Here is a 20,373-nt window from a genome sequence, read left to right as displayed (position 1 = left end):
CGCAGCTTGTCCACCGTGTGCGGGCGTGATGAGTGCGCCCTGCGGCATGTCCACGTTACGCCGCTTTCGGCGGAAACTTCGGCGCATGTAAACCCAGACGCATGGCTTGCTGCACCATGGCCATGATGTCTTCGTGGGCCAGTTCGAACAGGCGCTTGAGTTCGGGCAGGACGAAATACAGTGGCTGCAGGATATCGATGCGATAGGGCGTGCGCATGGCCTCGATCGGATCAAAAGCCAGGTGCTGCGGCGTATCGGACAGGCAGTAGAGGGTTTCTTTCGGCGAAGAGAGAATGCCGCCGCCGTAAATCCGCTGACCCTGGCTGGTGTCGAGCAGGCCGAACTCGATGGTCAGCCAGTACAGGCGCGCCAGGTACACGCGCTCTTCCTTGCTCGCCGCTAAGCCGAGTTTGCCGTAGGTGTGGGTGAATTCGGCGAACCAGGGGTTGGTCAGCAGCGGACAGTGGCCAAAGATCTCGTGGAAGATGTCCGGCTCCTGCAGGTAGTCCAGCTCCTCAGGCGTGCGGATAAAGGTCGCGACCGGGAATTGCTTGCTGGCCAGCAGTTCGAAGAAGGTCTGGAAGGGAATCAGCGCCGGCACCCGCGCCACGCGCCAGCCAGTGGTAGCTTGCAGCACCTGGTTGATCTCACCGAGCTGCGGAATACGCTCATGGGGTAGACCGAGTTGCTCGATGCCATCCAGGTATTCCTGGCAGGCGCGACCCTCGATCACCTTGAGCTGGCGAATGATCAGGGTATTCCACACCTGATGCTCGGCCTCCGGGTAATGGATAAAGCCACTGTCATCCGGTTCGCGAGCCAGGTATTGCGTGCTCTTCATCGCTGCCTCCTGCTGGGGCTTTGTTGTTTTATTTGATTCAGGAATACGCCAGCCCGTGCGGTTATGCAGCCCAGGCCTGGATCTGATGCGGGAGGAAAGGGTCGTTATTTCGTAAAGAAATGGTTACGTGGTCGGCGGCGCGGCGAACTATCGTCTTGCTGCTGCGCTAATCTGTCACATATTCTTGACGAATAATCCGCCGCCAGTGTCGATTTTTTCACGCAGCGGCCTAATAAGAAGCCTGATCAGAGCCCTGCCATGCGTATCAAAGTCCACTGCCAGAACCGAATTGGCATCCTGCGCGACATCCTAAACCTGCTGGTCGAATACGGCATCAACGTTGCTCGTGGCGAGGTCGGTGGCGAGCAGGGCAACGCCATCTACCTGCACTGCCCGAACCTGATCAACCTGCAGTTCCAATCGCTGCGGCCCAAGTTCGAGGCGATTTCCGGGGTGTTCGGCGTCAAGCGTGTCGGTCTGATGCCCAGCGAGCGCCGTCATCTGGAGTTGAATGCTCTGCTCGGCGCGCTGGACTTCCCAGTGCTGTCGATCGATATGGGCGGCTCCATCGTTGCTGCCAACCGCAGCGCGGCACAGTTGCTTGGCGTACGGGTGGATGAAGTACCGGGGATTCCGCTGTCGCGTTATGCCGAGGATTTCGACCTGCCCGAGCTGGTGCGCGCCAACAAGTCGCGGATCAATGGCTTGCGGGTGAAAGTGAAAGGCGATGTGTTTCTCGCCGATATCGCGCCGCTGCAAACCGAGCATGAGGAGAGTGATGCCATGGCCGGTGCGGTGTTGACCTTGCACCGCGCGGATCGTGTGGGTGAGCGCATCTACAACGTGCGCAAGCAGGAGCTGCGCGGCTTCGATTCGATCTTTCAGAGCTCCAAAGTAATGGCCGCTGTGGTGCGCGAAGCGCGGCGTATGGCGCCGCTGGATGCGCCTCTGCTGATCGAGGGCGAAACCGGCACCGGCAAGGAGTTGCTGGCGCGCGCCTGTCACCTGGCCAGTCCGCGCGGGCAGTCGCCGTTTATGGCGCTGAACTGCGCCGGTTTGCCGGAGTCCATGGCCGAAACCGAGCTGTTTGGCTACGGCCCTGGTGCCTTCGAAGGCGCGCGCCCGGAAGGCAAACTCGGCCTGCTGGAACTGACGGCCGGCGGCACGCTGTTTCTCGATGGTGTCGGCGAGATGAGCCCGCGTTTGCAAGCCAAGCTGCTGCGTTTTCTGCAGGATGGCTGCTTCCGCCGCGTGGGCAGTGACGAGGAGGTGTACCTGGATGTGCGGGTGATCTGCGCCACTCAGGTGGATCTGTCCGAGCTGTGTGCCAAGGGCGAGTTCCGTCAGGATCTGTACCACCGCCTCAACGTACTCAGCCTGCATATCCCGCCGCTGCGCGAATGCCTGGATGGCCTGCCGCCGCTGGTGGAGCATTTTCTCGATCAGGCCAGCCGGCAGATTGGTTGCCCGCTGCCCAAACTCGCGCCGCAGGTGCTGGACAAGCTCGGCCACTACCACTGGCCGGGTAACGTGCGTCAGTTGGAAAACGTGCTGTTTCAGGCCGTTTCCCTGTGCGATGGCGGGTTGGTCAAGGGCGAACATATCCGCCTGCCGGACTACGGCGCGCCGCAGCCGCTGGGCGAGTTTTCCGTGGAAGGCGGGCTGGATGAAATTCTCGGTCGTTTCGAAAAAGCCGTGCTGGAGCGGCTGTTCCACGACCACCCGAGCAGCCGTCAGCTGGGCAAGCGCCTTGGCGTGTCGCACACCACTATTGCCAACAAGCTGCGTCAGCATGGGCTGGGCAAGGAGTAGCGCAGCCAGGCGCTGCGCTTGACGATGCCAAGTCCCGCCACTGCAGCGTAGGGGCTTGGCATCTAGATGCTTTAGCGAGGTGTAGTTGGCCGCGCTCTTGGTCCAGGCAGAATGCCATTCACCGGATTGCTCGAAAGCAGACGGTTACTGGCGATGCCGGCGATTTCATGACCACGATCACTCAAGGTGTTCACCACCTGGTTGACCAGTGCGGTGATCAAAATACCCGCCAATCCGCCGCCGCTGTTTTGTTGCTGCTCGGCTGTGCTGGCCCGTGCGACGCCTTTCCACAGTTCCTTGCCGCTGCGTAGATCGACCAGCGTTGCTGTAGCCGCGACCGCAACCTCGCTGCTGATGATCATGTAGCTGCTGCCGTATTCGGTGACGTCGATATACAGCACTGTATCCGCGGCAAAAATCTCGTGAAGTTTCTTCGGCGAAACCTCGCGGATTTCATCCGCATTCATCAGGCCATTCTGCTTGAAGGTTTCATCGACCACAGCGACAGGCAACACATAGTAGCCAGCCTCACTCAAAGGCAGCGTGATATGCGAGTAAACGCTGTAGGACGCTTTGACATCTGGTGACTTGTTAACTGGCGGCAGAACCAGGATAGAGGCTGGGCTGCTTTCTTTGAATGCACTGTAATCGTAGGGCTGTTGCGTGACACAACCAGCCAATAGCGCGGCACAAACCAGTGCGGCGAGCGCTTGAAGTGGGTTTAGAAAAGGCATGCTGATCACTTGGCAAATTTACGCATGAGGAAGTCCATGTACTGGGCGGACTCGGGGAACAGGGTTTTCTCGGTCTCGAATTGCTGGCGCACTTGATCGGCTTTGCCGATTTCGGCATAGAGCATGCCGAGATGAGCGTGGAAGCCAGGCGGCAGAGCACGGTCCGCAGCGCGGGCTTTTTGCAGGCTTTCTTCAAGGGCTGCAATCTGCTCTTCAGCGCTGCTGGTGCTCTCGAAACGCTGGTAAACCTGCTGCTGATAACCATCCCAGTAATAGAGCGGCTGCGGCTGAGACACGCAGCCGCCCAGAGTGATTGCGGCAACCAAGGCGGCTAGAGAAAGTGCGCGACGAGTGAGGTTCATGGGCAATTTCTCCGTGCTCACTTGGCTGGTCGCCAAGCGCCGCTATCAACGCCACTGACCAGATTGTTCACGGCTTCACGAATCGCCAGATCCAGTACTTTGCCGTTGAGCGTCGAGTCATAGCTGGCTGTGCCACCGAAACCAACGATCTCCCGGTTGGACAGGCTGTATTCGCCCGCGCCCTGAGCGGAATAGACGACTTCGGATGTCAGTACATCGACGATATTCAGGTTGACCTTGGCATAGGCGATCTGCTGCTTGCCGCGCCCGAGAATGCCAAAAAGCTGGTGATCACCTACTTCTTTACGGCCAAACTCGGTTACATCACCGGTGACGACAAAGTTTGCCCCACGCACCTGCTGAACCTGTTTGGAAAAGCCCGATTCCTGTTGCAGTTCGGCTAGGTTGTCGCGGTCGAGCACATTGAAGCGGTTCGATTGCTGCAAATGAGTGATCAGAATAGTTTTGGCCTGGCCACCGAGGCGGTCAACATTGTCAGTGAAGATGCCGCGCATATAGCTGGAGCGGTTATCGAACTTGCCTACGGCAATCGGGCTGCGTGGGCCGCTGTAGTGGCTGCTGGCGGTGGTGACTTTTGCAACTTCCAGGGTGCGCGATTGTTCAGTGGCGCAGCCGCTGAGTATTACAAGCAAGCCTGCGAGGCTGGCAGTGATGATTTTGTTCATACGAATCTCATTGAATTAATAGACAGGGAAAGCAGCAACGGGCCGGGAGGCGTCAAGGAGTTTCGCATGGTGCTAACGCTGGGAGCGTTTGCCGCAGCATGTGCTGAGTGCGAATGACGGCATAAGTTTATCCATGACGGTAAGTCCAAAAGGTGGGGGGGGGGGCGCGTCCTGCGGCGGCGATTCTAATCGGCATCAGAGCGCTTTGCCAGAAATGCTGGCTATTTGATGTTATGTGTCTCGTTGCAGCGTGATGAGCTGTGTTATCGCTTCATTATTCAGCCGGTATATCCGTATCAGGAGCCCATATTGCAGAGACAGGAGCACACGCACGGAGTCTTGCGGGTGTTAATGGCGATATTTGAGTCAGTGCTGGCAACTCTGCGGACGGCTTAGGCTTTCGGCTCGCCACTCCAGGCAGCAACCACGCGCTCACGCAGCGTCTGACGGTCTTGTAGCGTGCTGATCGCCTGCGCAGCCAGTTTGATCCAGTAGCCATCCGATGCATCGAGGTGTAGGTGGATGCGGCCAGCTCTGCCCAGGCTGCGGGAAGGTGTTTGCCGTTAAAGCCTCCTGGCTTGTCACGAGCCAGGTAACGCACACGGGTGATACCAGCCAGCAGAATGCGGCCGTAGCACATCAGGCAAGGTTGCAGGCTGACGTACAGGGTGAGGGCGCTGCGGTCCTGCTCTGGGTATTCAGCTTCCAGTTGATCGAGGAGCAGCATTTCGGCGTGAGCGGCGCTGTTGTAGTGGCCATCGACAAATACTTTATTGCGCGCGCTGCACAGCCGCTCCTGGTTCTGGTTAACCAGCACCGCGCCTAAGCCATAGCAGCCTTGCTCCACTGCCCACAGCGCCTGTTCACAGCAGAGCCTGGCCCAGGTGTCGGCTGGTTTTTGGCTGGGAGGGGCGTGTTGCAGCAGATCAGCGTATGCGCTTTTCATCGGGTTTCTGTGAGCTAAATGCCCAGGGCAGTTTAGTCGTGGAGATGTTGTTTGTAGGAGGGGCTCTGGCCGCGGGGGTTATTCGCGTATACAAACAGTCTATTGGGTCAGCCCACCGCCGAAACTTTAGCGCTAGAGTGTGCTGATCAGCTTATGACCTTATGGACTCGCAGCAAGGATTGCCATGCCCAACATAAACCGCAGTGATGCCCAGCGACGTGCCGATGACATCGGCGTTTTCAACCGCGAATTGGCGCGCCTTGAGGCCGAGCAAGTGTTGCGCCTGAGTGACAGCCAGCGCGCCAGTCTGCATGGCTACCAGCAACAGCTGCTCAACAGCTACCTGGCGGCCTTCGATATTGATCACGACATCCAGGCCCGGCAGCTGTCATTGGGCATGCGTATCGCCTCGTTTCTTGGCGCGCTGGCGTTGGCGGCCAGTGTGTTTTTTCTGTTCTATCAATTCTGGGGGGTGTTCGGTACCCGGAGCCAGGTGGCGATTCTGCTGACCGCGAGCATCGCCTCGTTCGGTTTGACGCTGTGGGTGCAACGCCTCGATAGCTCGGGCTACTTCAGCAAGTTGGCGGCACTGGTGGCCTTTACCTGCTTTGTGCTGAACATCGTCATGCTTGGGCAGATCTTCAATATCACTCCCTCGAACAACGCCTTGCTGCCCTGGGCGCTCTACGCGCTGTTGCTGGCCTATGCCTGTGGTGCGCGCCTGCTACTGGCGGCCGGGCTTAGCTGTTTGCTGGCTTTTGTCGCGGCGCGAATCGGTAGCTGGGATGGCATCTACTGGCTGGGGTTTGCTCAGCGGCCGGAAAACTTCATCCTGCCAGCGCTGCTGATCTTTACGTTGCCACTGCTGATTGATCAGCGCCGTTTCGATGGCTTTGCCGTGATCTACCGGATATTTGGCCTGCTCGGGGTGTTTGTCCCGGTACTGGTGCTGGCGCACTGGGGGGGCGGCAGTTACTTCGACTATCCGCCCGAATACCTCGAGAATGCCTACCATATCGGCGGCTTTATCCTCGCGGCGCTGGTGATCTGGCTAGGCGTGCGCCGTGGCTGGGCGGATGTGGTGAACACCGGGCTGAGTTTCTTTGTGATTTTTCTCTACACCAAGCTGTTCGACTGGTGGTGGGAGAGCATGCCCAAGTACCTGTTCTTCCTGGTGCTGGGCCTGAGTGCAGTGCTGATTCTGCTGATTCTGCTGGTGCTGCGGCGTCTGCGTAGCCGCCATGGCTTGCTGGGAGGTGGGCAATGAACGGGGTGCGTGCAGGTTATCTGGTTGCCGGTCTGGTGCTGATTGGCGTGGTCAACGCCATCGTCCTGGCGGGTGTGGCCTGGAATCGCCAGCCGCCTGAAGACAGCCGCCTGCAACTGTCCGAGCGCGAGCTTGCCGCGACCTACGCCTATTGGCGCAAGGACAACAGCAGCTTGGCGCTGCGTCTGGATTACCGCTGGCCGAGCCAGGCGGATGATGATCACTACTACCTGTCGATCAGTGCCGAGAAGATGGCAGAGCTGGGCTTCCATGTACCCACTGAACTGAACGAGCAGACAGTGCGGCGCTATCGTCGTCAGCTGGACCGTGATGCGTTGCTGGTGTTGGAGCTCGATGGCCCAGCCTATCAGCGTGAAGTCGCGCTGATGGCTGCCGCTCATGCCGAGGCTTTGCGCCTGCAGAAGTCGGTGCCGGACAGCAAAGAGCTGCACGAGGCGGCCCAGCATGCTGCTAATGCGCTGGACTATGAGCGGCGGTGCGCCAGTCGCTTGCTGGTGGTCGATGTCGGAATGGATCAGCAGGTACTGCGCGCGCGTTACCCGGATCGTACGCGCTACGCCATTGTGCGCAGCATCATCGAGGTGCAGGCCAGCAGCGTGGCGACTGACTGGGATGGAAAGGGCGATGACCCGCGCCCGAATAACCAGCGCTGGACTTGGCAACTCGGCGGTTCGGCCGAAACCCCTGGGGTGCAGAGCCTGAATCTGCCGCAGCGCTGGCATGCGACGTTCGACAGCCTGCCGCAGCAGAATGAGCAGCTCGCAGTTGATTATCTGAGTGATCAGAAACTGTTTACTGCTGATGTTGCCTTCGGCCGGAGGCTGGAGCCCTGGTTTGTTGACTTAAGTGCTCGGCAGGTGAACGCGCCGTAGCCTACGACCAAGGTGCAATAGCTCGGCACAGTGTGTTGGGCGAGAGTGGCGGCGTTCCAATCCTGCGTGGTTTGGATGCAAGCGTTTCTCCATTCCTCTCCCTGGAATGATTTGGGTGGGCGGTCAGATGACCGCCTTTTTTTGCGTGCGATTTACCTCTGCAACCATGGTCGTAGAGCGTTAAGACCATGGTCGAATGGCTCAAAGGTGGGGGCCTGGCTACAAAATGGCGCATAGAACAACAACTACCCACTGAGGCGTTTCTGATGAGTGCTGCGTCCTTGTATCCCGTGCGCCCTGAGGTGGCGGCCCAGTCGCTGACTGATGAAGCCACCTATAAAGCCATGTACCAGCAGTCGGTGATCAACCCTGACGGTTTCTGGCGTGAGCAAGCTCAGCGCCTGGACTGGATCAAGCCGTTCACCAAGGTCAAACAGACCTCCTTCGATGATCACCACGTCGACATCAAGTGGTTTGCCGATGGCACCCTCAACGTGTCCTACAACTGCCTGGACCGTCACCTGGAAGAGCGTGGCGATCAGGTAGCGATTATCTGGGAAGGTGATGACCCGTCCGAGCACGAGGAAATCACCTACCGCCAGCTGCATGAGCAGGTGTGCAAATTCGCCAACGCCCTGCGTGGCCAGGATGTGCACCGCGGTGACGTAGTCACCATCTATATGCCGATGATTCCGCAGGCGGTGGTAGCGATGCTGGCCTGTACCCGCATTGGCGCAATCCACTCGGTGGTGTTCGGTGGTTTCTCCCCGGAAGCACTGGCCGGCCGTATCATCGACTGCCAGTCCAAGGTGGTGATCACCGCCGATGAAGGCCTGCGCGGCGGCAAGAAAACCCCACTGAAAGCCAACGTTGATGACGCTCTGACCAACCCGGAAACCAGCAGTGTGCAGAAAGTGATTGTCTGCAAGCGCACCGGTAGCCCGATCAAGTGGAACCAGCACCGCGACATCTGGTACGAAGACCTGATGGCCGTGGCGTCCAGCCATTGCGCGCCGAAAGAAATGGGCGCCGAAGAGGCGCTGTTTATCCTTTACACCTCAGGCTCCACCGGTAAGCCGAAAGGCGTGCAGCACACCACTGGCGGGTATCTGGTGTATGCCGCGTTGACCCATGAGCGGGTGTTTGACTACAAGCCAGGCGACATCTACTGGTGCACCGCCGATGTGGGCTGGGTTACCGGCCACAGCTACATCGTTTACGGCCCGCTGGCCAATGGTGCGACGACGCTGCTGTTCGAGGGCATCCCGAACTGTCCGGACATTACCCGTGTGTCGAAGATCATCGACAAGCACAAGGTCAATATCCTTTACACCGCGCCGACGGCGATCCGCGCCATGATGGCCCAGGGCGATGCGGCGGTGGCCGGTGCCGATGGCTCAAGTTTGCGCCTGCTCGGCTCGGTCGGTGAGCCGATCAACCCGGAAGCCTGGAGCTGGTACTACAAGACTGTCGGCAAAGAGCGTTGCCCGATTGTCGATACCTGGTGGCAGACCGAAACTGGCGGCATCCTGATCAGCCCACTGCCGGGCGCTACTGCGCTCAAACCAGGTTCGGCGCCCCGTCCGTTCTTCGGTGTGCAGCCGGCGCTGGTGGACAACCTCGGCAACCTGATCGAAGGCGCTGCCGAAGGCAATCTGGTGATCATCGATTCCTGGCCAGGTCAGGCGCGGACTCTGTACGGCGATCATGACCGCTTCGTCGACACCTACTTCAAGACCTTCAAAGGCATGTACTTCACCGGTGACGGTGCGCGCCGCGATGAAGATGGTTACTACTGGATTACCGGTCGGGTTGACGATGTACTCAATGTGTCGGGCCACCGTATGGGCACAGCCGAGATCGAAAGCGCCATGGTTGCTCATCCGAGAGTTGCCGAGGCCGCCGTGGTTGGTGTGCCGCATGACATCAAAGGGCAGGGCATCTATGTCTATGTCACCTTGAATGGCGGCGAGCAGCCATCCGAGCAATTGCGCCAGGAGTTGAAAAACTGGGTGCGCAAGGAAATCGGTCCGATTGCCTCACCGGACGTGATTCAGTGGGCCCCAGGCCTGCCGAAAACCCGCTCGGGCAAGATCATGCGCCGTATCCTGCGCAAGATCGCAACCGCCGAATACGATGCACTCGGCGACATCTCCACGCTGGCCGATCCTGGCGTGGTGCAGCACCTTATCGACACTCACCGTGAGATGCAGGCTGCCTGATTTCGGTTGAAGCGCCTGTAAGCAACGCCCTGTCCGGCCACAAGCCGGGCAGGGCGTTGTGCTTTGTGTGGTGTTATCGATTTTCATCTGAGTATTTACTTGTCACTTAGGCGTAACAACGCGCACTTTTATGGGGTGTGCGGGAACGTTTTGCGCCAGGATGGCGCATTGTTCGGTGTAGCTGTGAAAATAAAAACCGCCATCAGGCCGCGAAAATAAAGGCTTTGTTAAAGATGGGCGCGTTAATTGCTTTAACCAATGGTTAACTGTCTTTTCTGTCTCTGCATAAAGCCCAGGGGCTGTCAATATCCTCGCTATACCCGTCCGGGCCTTTTGTAATTACTTGTCGCATTGAAGAAATATCGACTTTCGAGCTGTCGCTAGAATGCCGCTCACCCGGCTGGGGCCGTCTGGCTTCTGCGCTGCGCGCAGCGCGCAGCTTGGCGGTGACTCGCTACAATTCATGCAAGGCTGGATGCATACCCGAACAATCTCTGCCAACCGATGCCATTCCCATTCGAAGGAGTCACAAAATGAAGAAGATTGCACTTCTCGGCGCACTGGCGCTGTCCATGCTGTCGCCGCTGGCCATGGCTGAAGAGGCTAAGCCTCTGCGTATCGGTATCGAAGCGGCTTACCCGCCGTTCGCCTTCAAAACCCCTGAAGGTGCTATCAGCGGTTTTGACTACGACATCGGCGTCGCCCTGTGCGAAGAGATGAAAGTGGAATGCAAATGGATCGAGCAGGAATTCGACGGCCTGATCCCAGCCCTGAAAGTGCGCAAGTTCGACGCCGTGCTGTCGTCCATGAGCATCACCGAAGACCGCTTGAAGTCGGTCGATTTCACCAAGAAGTACTACCACACTCCGGGCAAGCTGGCGATGAAGGCCGGCACCGTGATCAACGATCCACTGGTCGACCTCAAGGGCAAGAAAGTCGGTGTGCAGCGCTCGTCGATCTACGATCGTCATGCCAGTGATGAGTTCGAGCCAGCAGGCGTTGAAGTCGTGCGTTACAGCTCGCAGAACGAAGCTTTCCTCGACCTGGCTTCCGGTCGTATAGACGCGACCCTGGCCGACGTGGTCAATATCGACGAAGGCTTTATCAAGACTGACGCAGGCAAAGGCTTCGCCCTGGTAGGCCCGGACTTCACCCAAGAGAAGTACTACGGCCACGGCGCCGGTATCGCCGTGCGCAAGGGCGACAAGGAGCTGGCGGACAAGATCAGCAACGCCATTGATGCCATTCGCGCCAACGGTAAGTACAAGGAACTGCAAGACAAGTACTTCGACTTCAACGTCTACGGCGACTGATTGAGTTCGCTCAGTCGCTTTCACTGAAAGTGGCGCAAGCTGGCTATACCCTGAAGCTTGCGCCACTTTCCCGTTGTACTCCCAGGCGCCGCCCTGCGTTTGCATGAGGTAAGCAGAGCATGCTCAACGGCTACGGCTCGACCATTCTAGAGGGTGCCTGGCTCACCCTGATTCTGGCGTTGACGTCGATGGCAGTGGCCATCGTGTTAGGGCTTCTGGGTGCGGCGTTTCGCCTGTCGCCGATCAAGTGGCTGGCGCTGCTGGGTGAAACCTACGCCACGGTCATCCGCGGGATTCCCGACCTGGTGCTGATCCTGCTGATCTTCTACGGCGGTCAGGATATGGTTAACCGTCTGGCGCCGATGCTCGGCTATGACGACTACATCGACATCAACCCCTTTATTGCCGGCGTGTTCACCATGGGTTTTATCTTTGGTGCTTACCTGTCGGAGACCTTTCGTGGGGCTTTTATGGCCATCCCCAAAGGTCAGGCCGAAGCCGGTGCGGCTTACGGTATGAGTGGCATACAGGTGTTCTTCCGCATCCTGGTGCCGCAGATGATTCGCTTCGCCATTCCTGGGTTCACCAACAACTGGCTGGTGCTGACCAAGGCTACCGCACTGATTTCCGTGGTCGGTCTGCAGGACATGATGTTCAAGGCAAAAAGTGCTGCCGATGCCACCCGTGAGCCATTCACCTTCTACCTGGCCGTTGCGGCCCTGTATCTGGTGCTGACCAGCGTGTCGCTGCTGGCTTTGCGTTACCTGGAAAAACGTTACTCGGTCGGCATCAAAGCCGCTGATCTGTAAGCGGGGAGCGCAGCGATGATTTTTGACTACAACGTAATTCTGGAGAACCTGCCGCTGTACTTTGGCGGCGTACTGGTCACCCTGAAAATTCTGCTGATTTCCCTGGCGTGCGGTCTGGCCCTGGCCATCCCTCTGGGTTTGATGCGTGTCTCCAAGTCGGCCCTGGTCAACTTTCCGGCCTGGCTTTACACCTACGTGATTCGCGGCACACCGATGCTGGTGCAGCTGTTTCTCATCTATTACGGCTTGGCGCAGTTCGAAACTGTGCGTGAGAGCGTGCTGTGGCCGTATTTCTCCAGCGCGACCTTCTGCGCCTGCCTGGCATTTGCCATCAACACCAGCGCCTATAGCGCGGAGATTCTCGCAGGCAGCCTCAAGGCCACGCCGCATGGTGAGATCGAGGCCGCCAAGGCCATGGGTATGTCGCGCGTCAAACTGTATCGCCGCATCCTGCTGCCCTCGGCGCTGCGCCGCGCACTGCCGCAGTACAGCAACGAAGTGATCATGATGCTGCACACCACATCGCTGGCCTCGATCGTCACCCTGATCGACATCACCGGCGCAGCACGTACCGTCAGCTCGCAGTACTACCTGCCGTTCGAGGCGTTTATCACTGCCGGCCTGTTCTACCTGTGCCTGACCTTTATCCTTGTACGCCTGTTCAAGCTGGCCGAACGCCGCTGGCTGGCCTACCTGGCCCCGCGCAAGGCCTGAGGAACAGAGCATGCAGCGTATCGATCATCCACTGCCTTGGGGCTGCCCCGGCACCGAACGCCGCTTGAGTGTCTTCCGCTTCGGCCAGGGGCCGTGCAAGGCTTATATCCAGGCCTCGCTGCATGCTGATGAGTTGCCGGGCATGCGCGTGGCGGTTGAACTCAAGCGCCGCTTGCGCCAGCTGGAAGCCCAGGGGCGTTTGACTGGGGTGATCGAGCTGGTGCCCGTGGCCAACCCGATTGGCCTGGGGCAGATGTTCCAGGCGACCCATCAGGGCCGTTTTGAGATGGGCAGCGGGAAGAACTTCAACCGCGATTTCTTTGACCTGGCTGCCGCCATCGTGCCGGCGCTGGAGGGCTGCCTGGGCAGTGACGGCCCGAGTAATGTGCGACTGATTCGCACGGCCATGCTCGCTGCACTGGAGGCCTTGCCGCCAGCCGGCTCTGAACTGCAAGGCTTGCAGCGCCTGCTGCTGAAACATGCCTGCGATGCCGATGTGGTGCTCGATCTGCACTGTGATTTTGATGCGGCAGTGCACCTGTACCTGCTGCCACAGCAGTGGCCGCAACTGCGCTCGCTGGCTGCACGGATGCAGGCCGGTGCGGCGCTGACCGTCGAGGATTCCGGCGGCAGCTCATTCGATGAAGCCTGTGCTTTGCCCTGGGTGCATCTGGCCCGGCAATTTCCTCAGGCGGCTGTGCCGTTGGCTTGCCTGGCAGTAACAGTCGAGTTGGGCGGCATGGCCGATACCGGCAAACCCGACGCCGAGGCCAGTGCCGAAAGCATTCTGGCGTTCCTCGCCGAACAGGGCCTGATTGCCGGTGACTGGCCGCCCGCGCCCGCCGAAAGCTGCGAGGCCACGCCGTTTGATGGCGCGCAATACGCCTATGCCCCGCATGCCGGGGTGGTGAGTTTTCTGCAGCCGGTGGGTGCGCAAGTTAAGGCCGGTGACCCCTTGTTTGAAGTGATCGATCCTCTGGATGATCGCCACACAACTGTCTGTGCCGTTACAGATGGTGTGCTCTATGCACGCGAGCGGTTGCGCTTTGCTCAGCCCGGTTTGTGGTTGGCCAAGGTGGCCGGTCGTACCCCTATTCGCCAGGGTCGCTTGCTCAGCGACTGATTCAAGAGAGTGGAAACCATGTACAAACTTGAAGTTCAGGATCTGCACAAGCGCTACGGCAGCCACGAAGTATTGAAAGGCGTGTCACTGGCGGCCAAGGCCGGCGATGTGATCAGCATCATCGGCTCCAGCGGCTCGGGCAAGAGTACCTTCCTGCGTTGCATCAACCTGCTGGAGCAGCCTCACGGCGGCAAGATTCTGCTCAACAACGAAGAGCTGAAACTGGTGGCCAATAAGGACGGCGGCCTGAAAGCCGCTGATCCCAAGCAGCTGCAGCGCATGCGTTCGCGCCTGTCCATGGTGTTTCAGCACTTCAACCTGTGGTCGCACATGAACGTATTGGAAAACGTCATGGAAGCTCCGGTACACGTGCTCGGTATGAGTAAAAAGGACGCCCTGGAAAAAGCCGAGTACTACCTGAACAAGGTTGGCGTGGCCCATCGTAAAGATGCCTACCCGGCGCACATGAGCGGCGGCGAGCAGCAGCGTGTGGCGATTGCCCGTGCCCTGGCCATGGAGCCTGAGGTGATGCTGTTTGACGAACCGACCTCGGCGCTGGACCCGGAATTGGTCGGTGAAGTACTGAAAGTCATGCAGGACCTGGCGCAGGAAGGCCGCACCATGGTGGTGGTGACCCATGAAATGGGCTTTGCCCGTGAAGTGTCCAACCAGTTGGTGTTCCTCCATAAAGGCGTGGTGGAAGAGCGTGGCTGCCCGAAAGAAGTGCTGGCCAATCCGCAATCCGTACGTCTGCAACAGTTTCTCTCTGGCAGTCTCAAATAACCCGCGGCAACATCTGCACGCACCCGCGCTATGCCCATAATCGCCAACAGAGCCTAAACTGCCCCCCATGAATGCCCACCGAATTGGCTTCCTGCTTTGGCCCACCACCAAGCCCCTGACCCTGGCCTTAGCGGAAGAAGCGCTGCGCGTAGCCCAGCGCGTCCACCCCGAGGTGGTCTACGAGCTGCTGTTTCTGCAGGCTGAAGCACCGCTTGAAGGTGCATGGCGGCTTCCGGGGGAGTCCTGGGTGGGCAAGCTGGAAGGCTGCCAGAAGCTCTTTCTGCTCGCCGACGAGCCACCAGGGCCGATGCCAGCGGTACTCTCCGGCGCGCTCAAGCAACTGGTGCGTGGCGGTTGCGTGATCGGTGCGATTGCCGCCGGAGTCTATCCGCTGGCGCAGCTGGGCTTGCTTGATGGCTACCGTGCTTCGGTGCACTGGCGCTGGCAGGATGATTTCAGCGAGCGTTTCCCCAAGGTGATCGCCACCAGCCATCTATTTGACTGGGACCGTGATCGCCTGAGCGCCTGTGGCGGTATGGCCGTGCTTGATCTGCTGCTGGCCTTGCTGGCCCGTGATCACGGCGCCGAACTGGCCGGTGCGGTGAGCGAAGAGCTGGTGGTCGAGCGTATTCGCGAGGGTGGCGAGCGTCAGCGTATTCCGTTGCAGAATCGTCTGGGCTCCAGCCACCCGAAGCTGACCCAGGCCGTGCTGCTGATGGAGGCCAATATCGAAGAGCCGCTGACCTCCGACGAAATTGCTCAACACGTGTGTGTCTCGCGCCGTCAACTGGAACGCATCTTCAAGCAATACCTCAACCGCGTACCCAGCCAGTACTACCTGGAACTGCGTCTGAACAAGGCGCGCCAGTTGCTGATGCAAACCAGCAAGTCGATCATCCAGATCGGCCTGTCATGCGGTTTCTCCTCCGGCCCGCACTTCTCCAGCGCCTACCGCAACTTCTTCGGTGCCACGCCGCGTGAAGACCGCAACCAGCGGCGCAGCAACAGCCCATTTGAGCTGACTTCTACGCCGATCGAACGTGGCTGACTTGACTTAACGCGCATAAAAAACCGCAGCTCGCTGCGGTTTTTATTGGCCTGGTATTACTCGGATTTATCGGCTTGCCGCGGAAACAGTGGGTTACCGCAGCGGGTACAGAAGGCGGCGCCGTGTTCGTGGGTGTTTTTGGCGCAGCTTTGGCAGTCATGAATCAGCTGGTCGCCGCCGCGCATGGCGTTGGCCAGTTCGGCGGTGAAGATGCCAGTGGGTACGGCGATAATCGAGTAGCCGGTGATCATCACAAGGGTCGACAGCGCTTGGCCCAGTGGGGTTCTCGGCACGATATCGCCAAAGCCGACGGTGGTCAGGGTGACTACGGCCCAGTAGATGCCCTTGGGAATGCTGGTAAAGCCGTGTACGGGGCCTTCAATCACATACATCAGCGTGCCGAACACCGTGACCAGAATGGCGATACAGGCAAAGAACACAATGATCTTCTGTTTGCTGCCGCGCAGTGCTGTCAGCAGGAAATTGGCCTGGCGTAGGTAGGGGCTGAGCTTGAGTACGCGAAAGACCCGCAGCATGCGGATCACCCGGATGATCAGCAGGTATTGGGCGTCGGCATAGAAGAGGGCGAGGATGCCCGGCAGGATCGCCAGCAGGTCAATCAGGCCGAAGAAGCTGAAAGCGTAGCGCAGTGGTTTTGGTGAGCAGTACAGGCGCACCAGGTACTCGATGGCGAACAACGCGGTAAAGCCCCATTCAATACTCGCCAGCAGCCCCGCGTACTGGCTGTGCACGCTGTCGACGCTGTCGAGCATCACCACCACCAGGCTGGCCATAATGGTTAGCAGTAGATAACGGTCGAAGCGCTGCCCGCTTGGCGTGTCAGTGTGGAAGATGATGCTGTACAGCTGCTGACGCAGGTTCTGCGGCGTATCCATGATGCTCTGGCTGCTCCGTATGCGGTGTTCGCTGATAACGTGAGGAGGCAGCCTAGGGAGTTTTGTTGCGGTGATGCAAGCCTTTACCTTTGTTGGGTAGCGGCGGTGTGCAGTCGGCCGCGGCTTTGCGCAGCAGACGCTGGGTGGCACTGACCAGCCAGCAGGTGAGGATAAACGGCATGGTCAGGGCTGGCAGGCCCAGTGCGCTAAAACCGGGTTGCAGCACCAGCGCCAAGGCGATACCGAGAGCCGGTAACCAGGGGCGGCGGTGTACCTGGCTGAGCGCGATGGCCGCCAGGGTAGCGTTATAGCCGTACAGACCGGTCAACGCGCTGTGCTGCGGCAACTCTTGATACAACGCCAGCGCCAGTCCGCCTGTTGAGCCGAGCAGCGCCCAGCAGGCGGCGCGTCTGTCCGCCAGCAGCAGGCCGAGCAGCAGACAAACGCCGGCCAACGGCTGATCGAGAAAAATCACCTGACCCAAGCCGCGCGCCATGGCGATCAGGCTGGCCCACCAGTCGAGCGGCTTCGCCTGGCTTGGGATGGCCGGGGCCAGCTCAAGCTGCAGAACGGGTGCCAGCCATAACAGCAGCCAGCTCAAACCAACAAAGGGGAAGGTAAAAGCGGGCAGCCACTGACGCTCGCGCATGCGCTGCATCCAGGCGGCCAGCAGCAGGCTGGATGCCCCGGCGCTGACGATGATCAGCAGCGGCAACAGTGCTGACCAGGCGAACTGCAGGCTGATCAGCATGCCCAGCAGCACCCTGTTATAGCCATACAGGCCAATTTCAATATCTGCCTTGGCATAACCGCGACGCTGAGCCGTCAGTGTGCTGCTCAGGCCACCGAGCAGGGCGCCGCCAAGCAATTGCGGCGCGCCGATGGCAATCGCCAACAGCATCAGCAAGCCGCAGACGGGGTTGGCTTGCAGAAATATCTGGCTAAAGCCGTTAAGTAGTGCGCGAAAGCCTTGCAGGGCGTGGGTGGGGAGCGGTAATGGCGACATACAGACGAACCTGAATAAACGATCACCGGGGGGGAATAAAAAGAGGCACCCACCGCGGGAACAGTGAGTGCCTTCAAACTGGCAAAGCCAGCGTGGGAGAGGTGTTCTGCGGCGGGTCTTGCAACCTGCCGCAGAACCGGATCAGTGCAGAATTTCGATACGCAGGCTGTTGGTGCTGCCGGGTTGGCCAAACGGCTCGCCGGCCGTAATCACCACGGTGTCACCAGTGTTCGCCAGCCCAGCCGAGCGGGCAGTTTCCAAAGCGGTGCGGGTGACTTCCTCAACCTTGTGCAGGCGCTCGTTGACCACCGAGTACACGCCCCAGGCCACGCTCAGACGCCGTGCGGTATCCAGGCTCGGGGTCAGGCTCAAGATTGGCGCTTTCGGCCGCTCGCGCGAGGCGCGCAGGCTGGAGTTGCCCGACTCGGTGTAGTTGACCAGCGCTGCTACCGACAGGATGGTGCTGATGCGGCGGATCGCGCAGCTGATTGCATCCGAGGCGGTGGCTTCGGCCTGCGGGCGGCTGACGTCGAGCTGGGCCTGGAACTCCGGGCCGTTTTCCACCTGGCGGATGATCTTGCTCATCATCTGCACGGCTTCCAGTGGGTAATCTCCTGAGGCGGTTTCCGCCGAGAGCATCACCGCATCGGCGCCTTCGGCCACAGCGTTGGCCACGTCAGTAACCTCGGCGCGGGTCGGCGCAGGGGAGAAGCGCATGGACTCGAGCATCTGCGTGGCCACTACCACCGGCTTACCGAGCTGGCGGCAGGTGCGGATGATGTCGCGCTGGATGCGCGGCACGTTCTCGGCCGGCACTTCCACGCCCAGGTCGCCACGGGCGACCATGATCGCATCGCACAACTTGGTGATCTCTTCCAGGTGAATCACCGCGGATGGTTTCTCAATCTTGGCCATCAGGAAGGCGCGATCACCGATCAGCTGGCGGGCTTCGATAATGTCTTCCGGGCGCTGCACAAACGACAGCGCGACCCAGTCCACGCCCAGCTCCAGACCGAAGCTCAGGTCGCGGCGGTCTTTCTCGGTCAGCGGGCTCAATTGCAGCACCGCTTCTGGCACGTTGACGCCCTTGCGGTCGGACAGCTCACCACCGGCGATCACTTCGGTAATCACTACATCGCTGTGCTTGGCGGTGACCTGCAGACGTAGGCGGCCATCGTCGAGCAGCAGGCTCATGCCCGGCTGCAGCGCTTCGATGATTTCCGGGTGGGGCAGGTTGACCCGATGGACGTCGCCTGGGGTGCTGTCCAGATCCAGGCGCAGGGTCTGGCCGCGTTGCAGGTTGACCTTGCCCTCGGCAAAACGGCCGACGCGCAGCTTCGGCCCTTGCAGGTCCATGAGGATGCCAGTCGGGGTGTTCAGCTGCTGCTCGACTTCACGCACCCAGTCGTAGCGCTGGGCGTGGTCGGCGTGTTCGCCGTGGCTGAAATTGAGGCGGAACAGGTTGACCCCAGCCTCCACCAGCTGGCGAATGTCATCGATGGTTTTGATCGCTGGGCCAAGGGTGGCGAGGATTTTTACTTTCTTGTCGGCGTTCATTGGGCAGGGTTCTCAAGGATCAGAATGGCGCGAAAATCGTTGACGTTGGTACGCGTCGGCCCGGTGACGATCAGTTGATCGAGGGCGGCGAAGTAGCCGTAGCCGTTGTTGTTATCCAGCTCATCGCTGCTGCTCAGGCCCATTGCATGGGCGCGGGCATAGCTGTCGGGGGTCATGATGGCCCCGGCGTTGTCTTCCGAGCCGTCGATGCCGTCGGTGTCACCGGCCAGGGCGTAGACACCGGGCAGGCCTTTGAGGCTGTCGGTAAGGCTCAGCAAAAATTCGGCGTTGCGTCCGCCACGGCCATTGCCGCGTACGGTCACCGTGGTTTCGCCACCGGAGAGGATCACGCAGGGTGCCTTGATCGGCTGACCATGCAGACGTACCTGTTTGGCGATGCCAGCGTGCACCTTGGCGACATCTCGCGACTGGCCCTCCAGATCACCGAGGATCAGTGTTGGCAAGCCGGCGGCGCGCGCCTTGGCGGCGGCAGCGTCGAGGGATTGCTGCGGGCGGGCGATTAGCTGGAAGTGGCTGCGGGCCAGACACGGATCGCCCGGTTTGACGGTTTCCGAGGCCGGGTTCTGCAGCCAGGCGCGCACGTTGGCCGGGATCTCGATACTGTAGCGGGCGAGAATCGCCAGGGCTTCGGCCGAGGTGGTCGGGTCGGCCACGGTCGGGCCGGAGGCGATTACCGTGGCTTCATCGCCTGGTACATCGGAAATCGCATAGGTGTAGACGCTGGCCGGCCAGCTGGCCTTGGCCAGGCGGCCGCCCTTGATGGCGGAAAGGTGCTTGCGCACGCAGTTCATTTCGCCAATCGAGGCGCCGGATTTCAGCAGCGCCTTGTTGACCGCTTGTTTGTCTTTCAGGCTGATGCCTTCAGCAGGTAGGGCGAGCAGGGAAGAGCCGCCGCCAGACAGCAGAAAGATCACCTTGTCGGCTTCGCTGAGGCTGCTCACCAGCTCCAGCACGCGACGCGCCACGCGCTCGCCGGCGTCATCCGGAACCGGGTGGGCGGCTTCGACCACTTCGATCTTCTGGCAGTTGGCGCCGTGCTCGTAGCGGGTAACTACCAGGCCGGAGACCTCGCCTTGCCATTCCTGCTCGATCACTTCGGCCATGGCCGCAGCGGCTTTACCGGCGCCGATGACAATCACGCGGCCGCTGCGATCTTCCGGCAGGTAATCAGCCAGCACCTGGCGCGGGTGGGCGGCGTCGATGGCGCTGGCGAACAGCTCGCGCAGCAGGGACGTTGGATTGAAAGACGGATCGATGGACATGGCGATCTCTCTTGATAGGGCCGGAGCCACTTTTTATTACTGAAGCACGTTCGATTCTAGTGCGCAGCGCCCTGGGCC

At 59.9% G+C, this 20,373-nt stretch carries 19 protein-coding genes; 10 read left to right on the top strand and 9 right to left on the bottom strand.

Features of this window, described 5'->3' with window-relative positions:
• Positions 1–55: 55 nt before the first annotated feature.
• Complete coding sequence (phhA, locus tag BLW24_RS20975) at positions 56–841, bottom strand: phenylalanine 4-monooxygenase (RefSeq protein ID WP_090386614.1); 786 nt, start codon at positions 839–841, stop codon at positions 56–58.
• Between the two features lie 258 nt (positions 842–1,099).
• Between phhA and BLW24_RS20970 the strand changes: the two genes are divergently transcribed.
• Positions 1,100–2,653, top strand: coding sequence for a sigma-54-dependent transcriptional regulator (locus tag BLW24_RS20970; protein ID WP_090386612.1), 1,554 nt, complete (start codon positions 1,100–1,102; stop codon positions 2,651–2,653).
• Positions 2,654–2,724: 71 nt separating this feature from the next.
• On the opposite strand, the gene BLW24_RS20965 is transcribed toward BLW24_RS20970, so the two are convergent.
• The 4 genes from BLW24_RS20965 to BLW24_RS20950 all read right to left on the bottom strand — a co-directional run bounded on the left by BLW24_RS20965 (position 2,725) and on the right by BLW24_RS20950 (position 5,381).
• Positions 2,725–3,387 carry a DUF799 domain-containing protein gene (locus BLW24_RS20965; protein ID WP_090387819.1) on the bottom strand — a complete coding sequence of 221 codons (663 nt, stop codon included), beginning with the start codon at positions 3,385–3,387 and terminating at the stop codon, positions 2,725–2,727.
• 5 nt (positions 3,388–3,392) lie between these two features.
• Positions 3,393–3,749 carry a DUF4810 domain-containing protein gene (locus BLW24_RS20960; RefSeq protein ID WP_090386610.1) on the bottom strand — a complete coding sequence of 119 codons (357 nt, stop codon included), beginning with the start codon at positions 3,747–3,749 and terminating at the stop codon, positions 3,393–3,395.
• Positions 3,750–3,766: 17 nt separating this feature from the next.
• Positions 3,767–4,435, bottom strand: a complete 669-nt coding sequence (locus BLW24_RS20955) for a CsgG/HfaB family protein (RefSeq protein ID WP_090386608.1) — start codon at positions 4,433–4,435, stop codon at positions 3,767–3,769.
• Positions 4,436–4,709: 274 nt separating this feature from the next.
• Positions 4,710–5,381 carry a nucleoside deaminase gene (locus BLW24_RS20950; protein WP_244161225.1) on the bottom strand — a complete coding sequence of 224 codons (672 nt, stop codon included), beginning with the start codon at positions 5,379–5,381 and terminating at the stop codon, positions 4,710–4,712.
• 184 nt (positions 5,382–5,565) lie between these two features.
• Between BLW24_RS20950 and BLW24_RS20945 the strand changes: the two genes are divergently transcribed.
• The 9 genes from BLW24_RS20945 to argR all read left to right on the top strand — a co-directional run bounded on the left by BLW24_RS20945 (position 5,566) and on the right by argR (position 15,553).
• Positions 5,566–6,648, top strand: a complete 1,083-nt coding sequence (locus tag BLW24_RS20945) for a DUF2157 domain-containing protein (RefSeq protein WP_090386606.1) — start codon at positions 5,566–5,568, stop codon at positions 6,646–6,648.
• The gene (locus BLW24_RS20940) at positions 6,645–7,541 is read left to right on the top strand and encodes a DUF4824 family protein (protein ID WP_090386604.1); all 897 of its coding nucleotides are present in this window, start codon (positions 6,645–6,647) and stop codon (positions 7,539–7,541) included. The genes BLW24_RS20945 and BLW24_RS20940 overlap by 4 nt, the downstream gene beginning before the upstream one ends.
• A 266-nt stretch (positions 7,542–7,807) precedes the next feature.
• The gene (gene acs, locus BLW24_RS20935) at positions 7,808–9,763 is read left to right on the top strand and encodes an acetate--CoA ligase (protein WP_090386603.1); all 1,956 of its coding nucleotides are present in this window, start codon (positions 7,808–7,810) and stop codon (positions 9,761–9,763) included.
• A 533-nt stretch (positions 9,764–10,296) separates the two neighbouring features.
• Positions 10,297–11,076 (top strand): ABC transporter substrate-binding protein, encoded by a 780-nt coding sequence (locus tag BLW24_RS20930; RefSeq protein ID WP_090386602.1) that lies wholly within the window; start codon positions 10,297–10,299, stop codon positions 11,074–11,076.
• Positions 11,077–11,195: 119 nt separating this feature from the next.
• Positions 11,196–11,885, top strand: coding sequence for an ABC transporter permease (locus BLW24_RS20925; RefSeq protein ID WP_090386600.1), 690 nt, complete (start codon positions 11,196–11,198; stop codon positions 11,883–11,885).
• 15 nt (positions 11,886–11,900) lie between these two features.
• Positions 11,901–12,599: an ABC transporter permease gene (locus tag BLW24_RS20920; protein ID WP_090386598.1), complete on the top strand. Its 699-nt coding sequence runs from the start codon at positions 11,901–11,903 to the stop codon at positions 12,597–12,599.
• 10 nt (positions 12,600–12,609) lie between these two features.
• The gene (locus BLW24_RS20915) at positions 12,610–13,722 is read left to right on the top strand and encodes a succinylglutamate desuccinylase/aspartoacylase family protein (RefSeq protein WP_090386595.1); all 1,113 of its coding nucleotides are present in this window, start codon (positions 12,610–12,612) and stop codon (positions 13,720–13,722) included.
• 18 nt (positions 13,723–13,740) lie between these two features.
• Positions 13,741–14,505: an ABC transporter ATP-binding protein gene (locus tag BLW24_RS20910; protein ID WP_090386593.1), complete on the top strand. Its 765-nt coding sequence runs from the start codon at positions 13,741–13,743 to the stop codon at positions 14,503–14,505.
• Positions 14,506–14,572: 67 nt separating this feature from the next.
• Positions 14,573–15,553 (top strand): transcriptional regulator ArgR, encoded by a 981-nt coding sequence (gene argR / locus BLW24_RS20905; RefSeq protein ID WP_090386591.1) that lies wholly within the window; start codon positions 14,573–14,575, stop codon positions 15,551–15,553.
• Positions 15,554–15,609: 56 nt separating this feature from the next.
• Here the strand turns inward: argR and BLW24_RS20900 are convergent, their stop codons facing one another.
• The 4 genes from BLW24_RS20900 to BLW24_RS20885 form a co-directional block, all read right to left on the bottom strand.
• Positions 15,610–16,449 (bottom strand): ion transporter, encoded by an 840-nt coding sequence (locus BLW24_RS20900; protein WP_090386589.1) that lies wholly within the window; start codon positions 16,447–16,449, stop codon positions 15,610–15,612.
• Between the two features lie 52 nt (positions 16,450–16,501).
• A complete protein-coding gene (locus tag BLW24_RS20895; RefSeq protein ID WP_090386587.1) occupies positions 16,502–17,455 on the bottom strand; it encodes an urea transporter in 954 nt (317 codons plus the stop codon).
• Positions 17,456–17,596: 141 nt separating this feature from the next.
• Complete coding sequence (pyk, locus tag BLW24_RS20890) at positions 17,597–19,012, bottom strand: pyruvate kinase (protein WP_090386585.1); 1,416 nt, start codon at positions 19,010–19,012, stop codon at positions 17,597–17,599.
• Positions 19,009–20,295: a glycerate kinase type-2 family protein gene (locus BLW24_RS20885; RefSeq protein ID WP_090386583.1), complete on the bottom strand. Its 1,287-nt coding sequence runs from the start codon at positions 20,293–20,295 to the stop codon at positions 19,009–19,011. The genes pyk and BLW24_RS20885 overlap by 4 nt, the downstream gene beginning before the upstream one ends.
• Positions 20,296–20,373 lie beyond the last annotated feature (78 nt).

The sequence above is a fragment of the Pseudomonas anguilliseptica genome, from assembly GCF_900105355.1.
GTDB classification, from domain to species: domain Bacteria; phylum Pseudomonadota; class Gammaproteobacteria; order Pseudomonadales; family Pseudomonadaceae; genus Aquipseudomonas; species Aquipseudomonas anguilliseptica.
The sequence above is the reverse complement of the archived record's forward strand: the minus strand, read 5'-3'. Positions and strand labels throughout refer to the sequence as shown.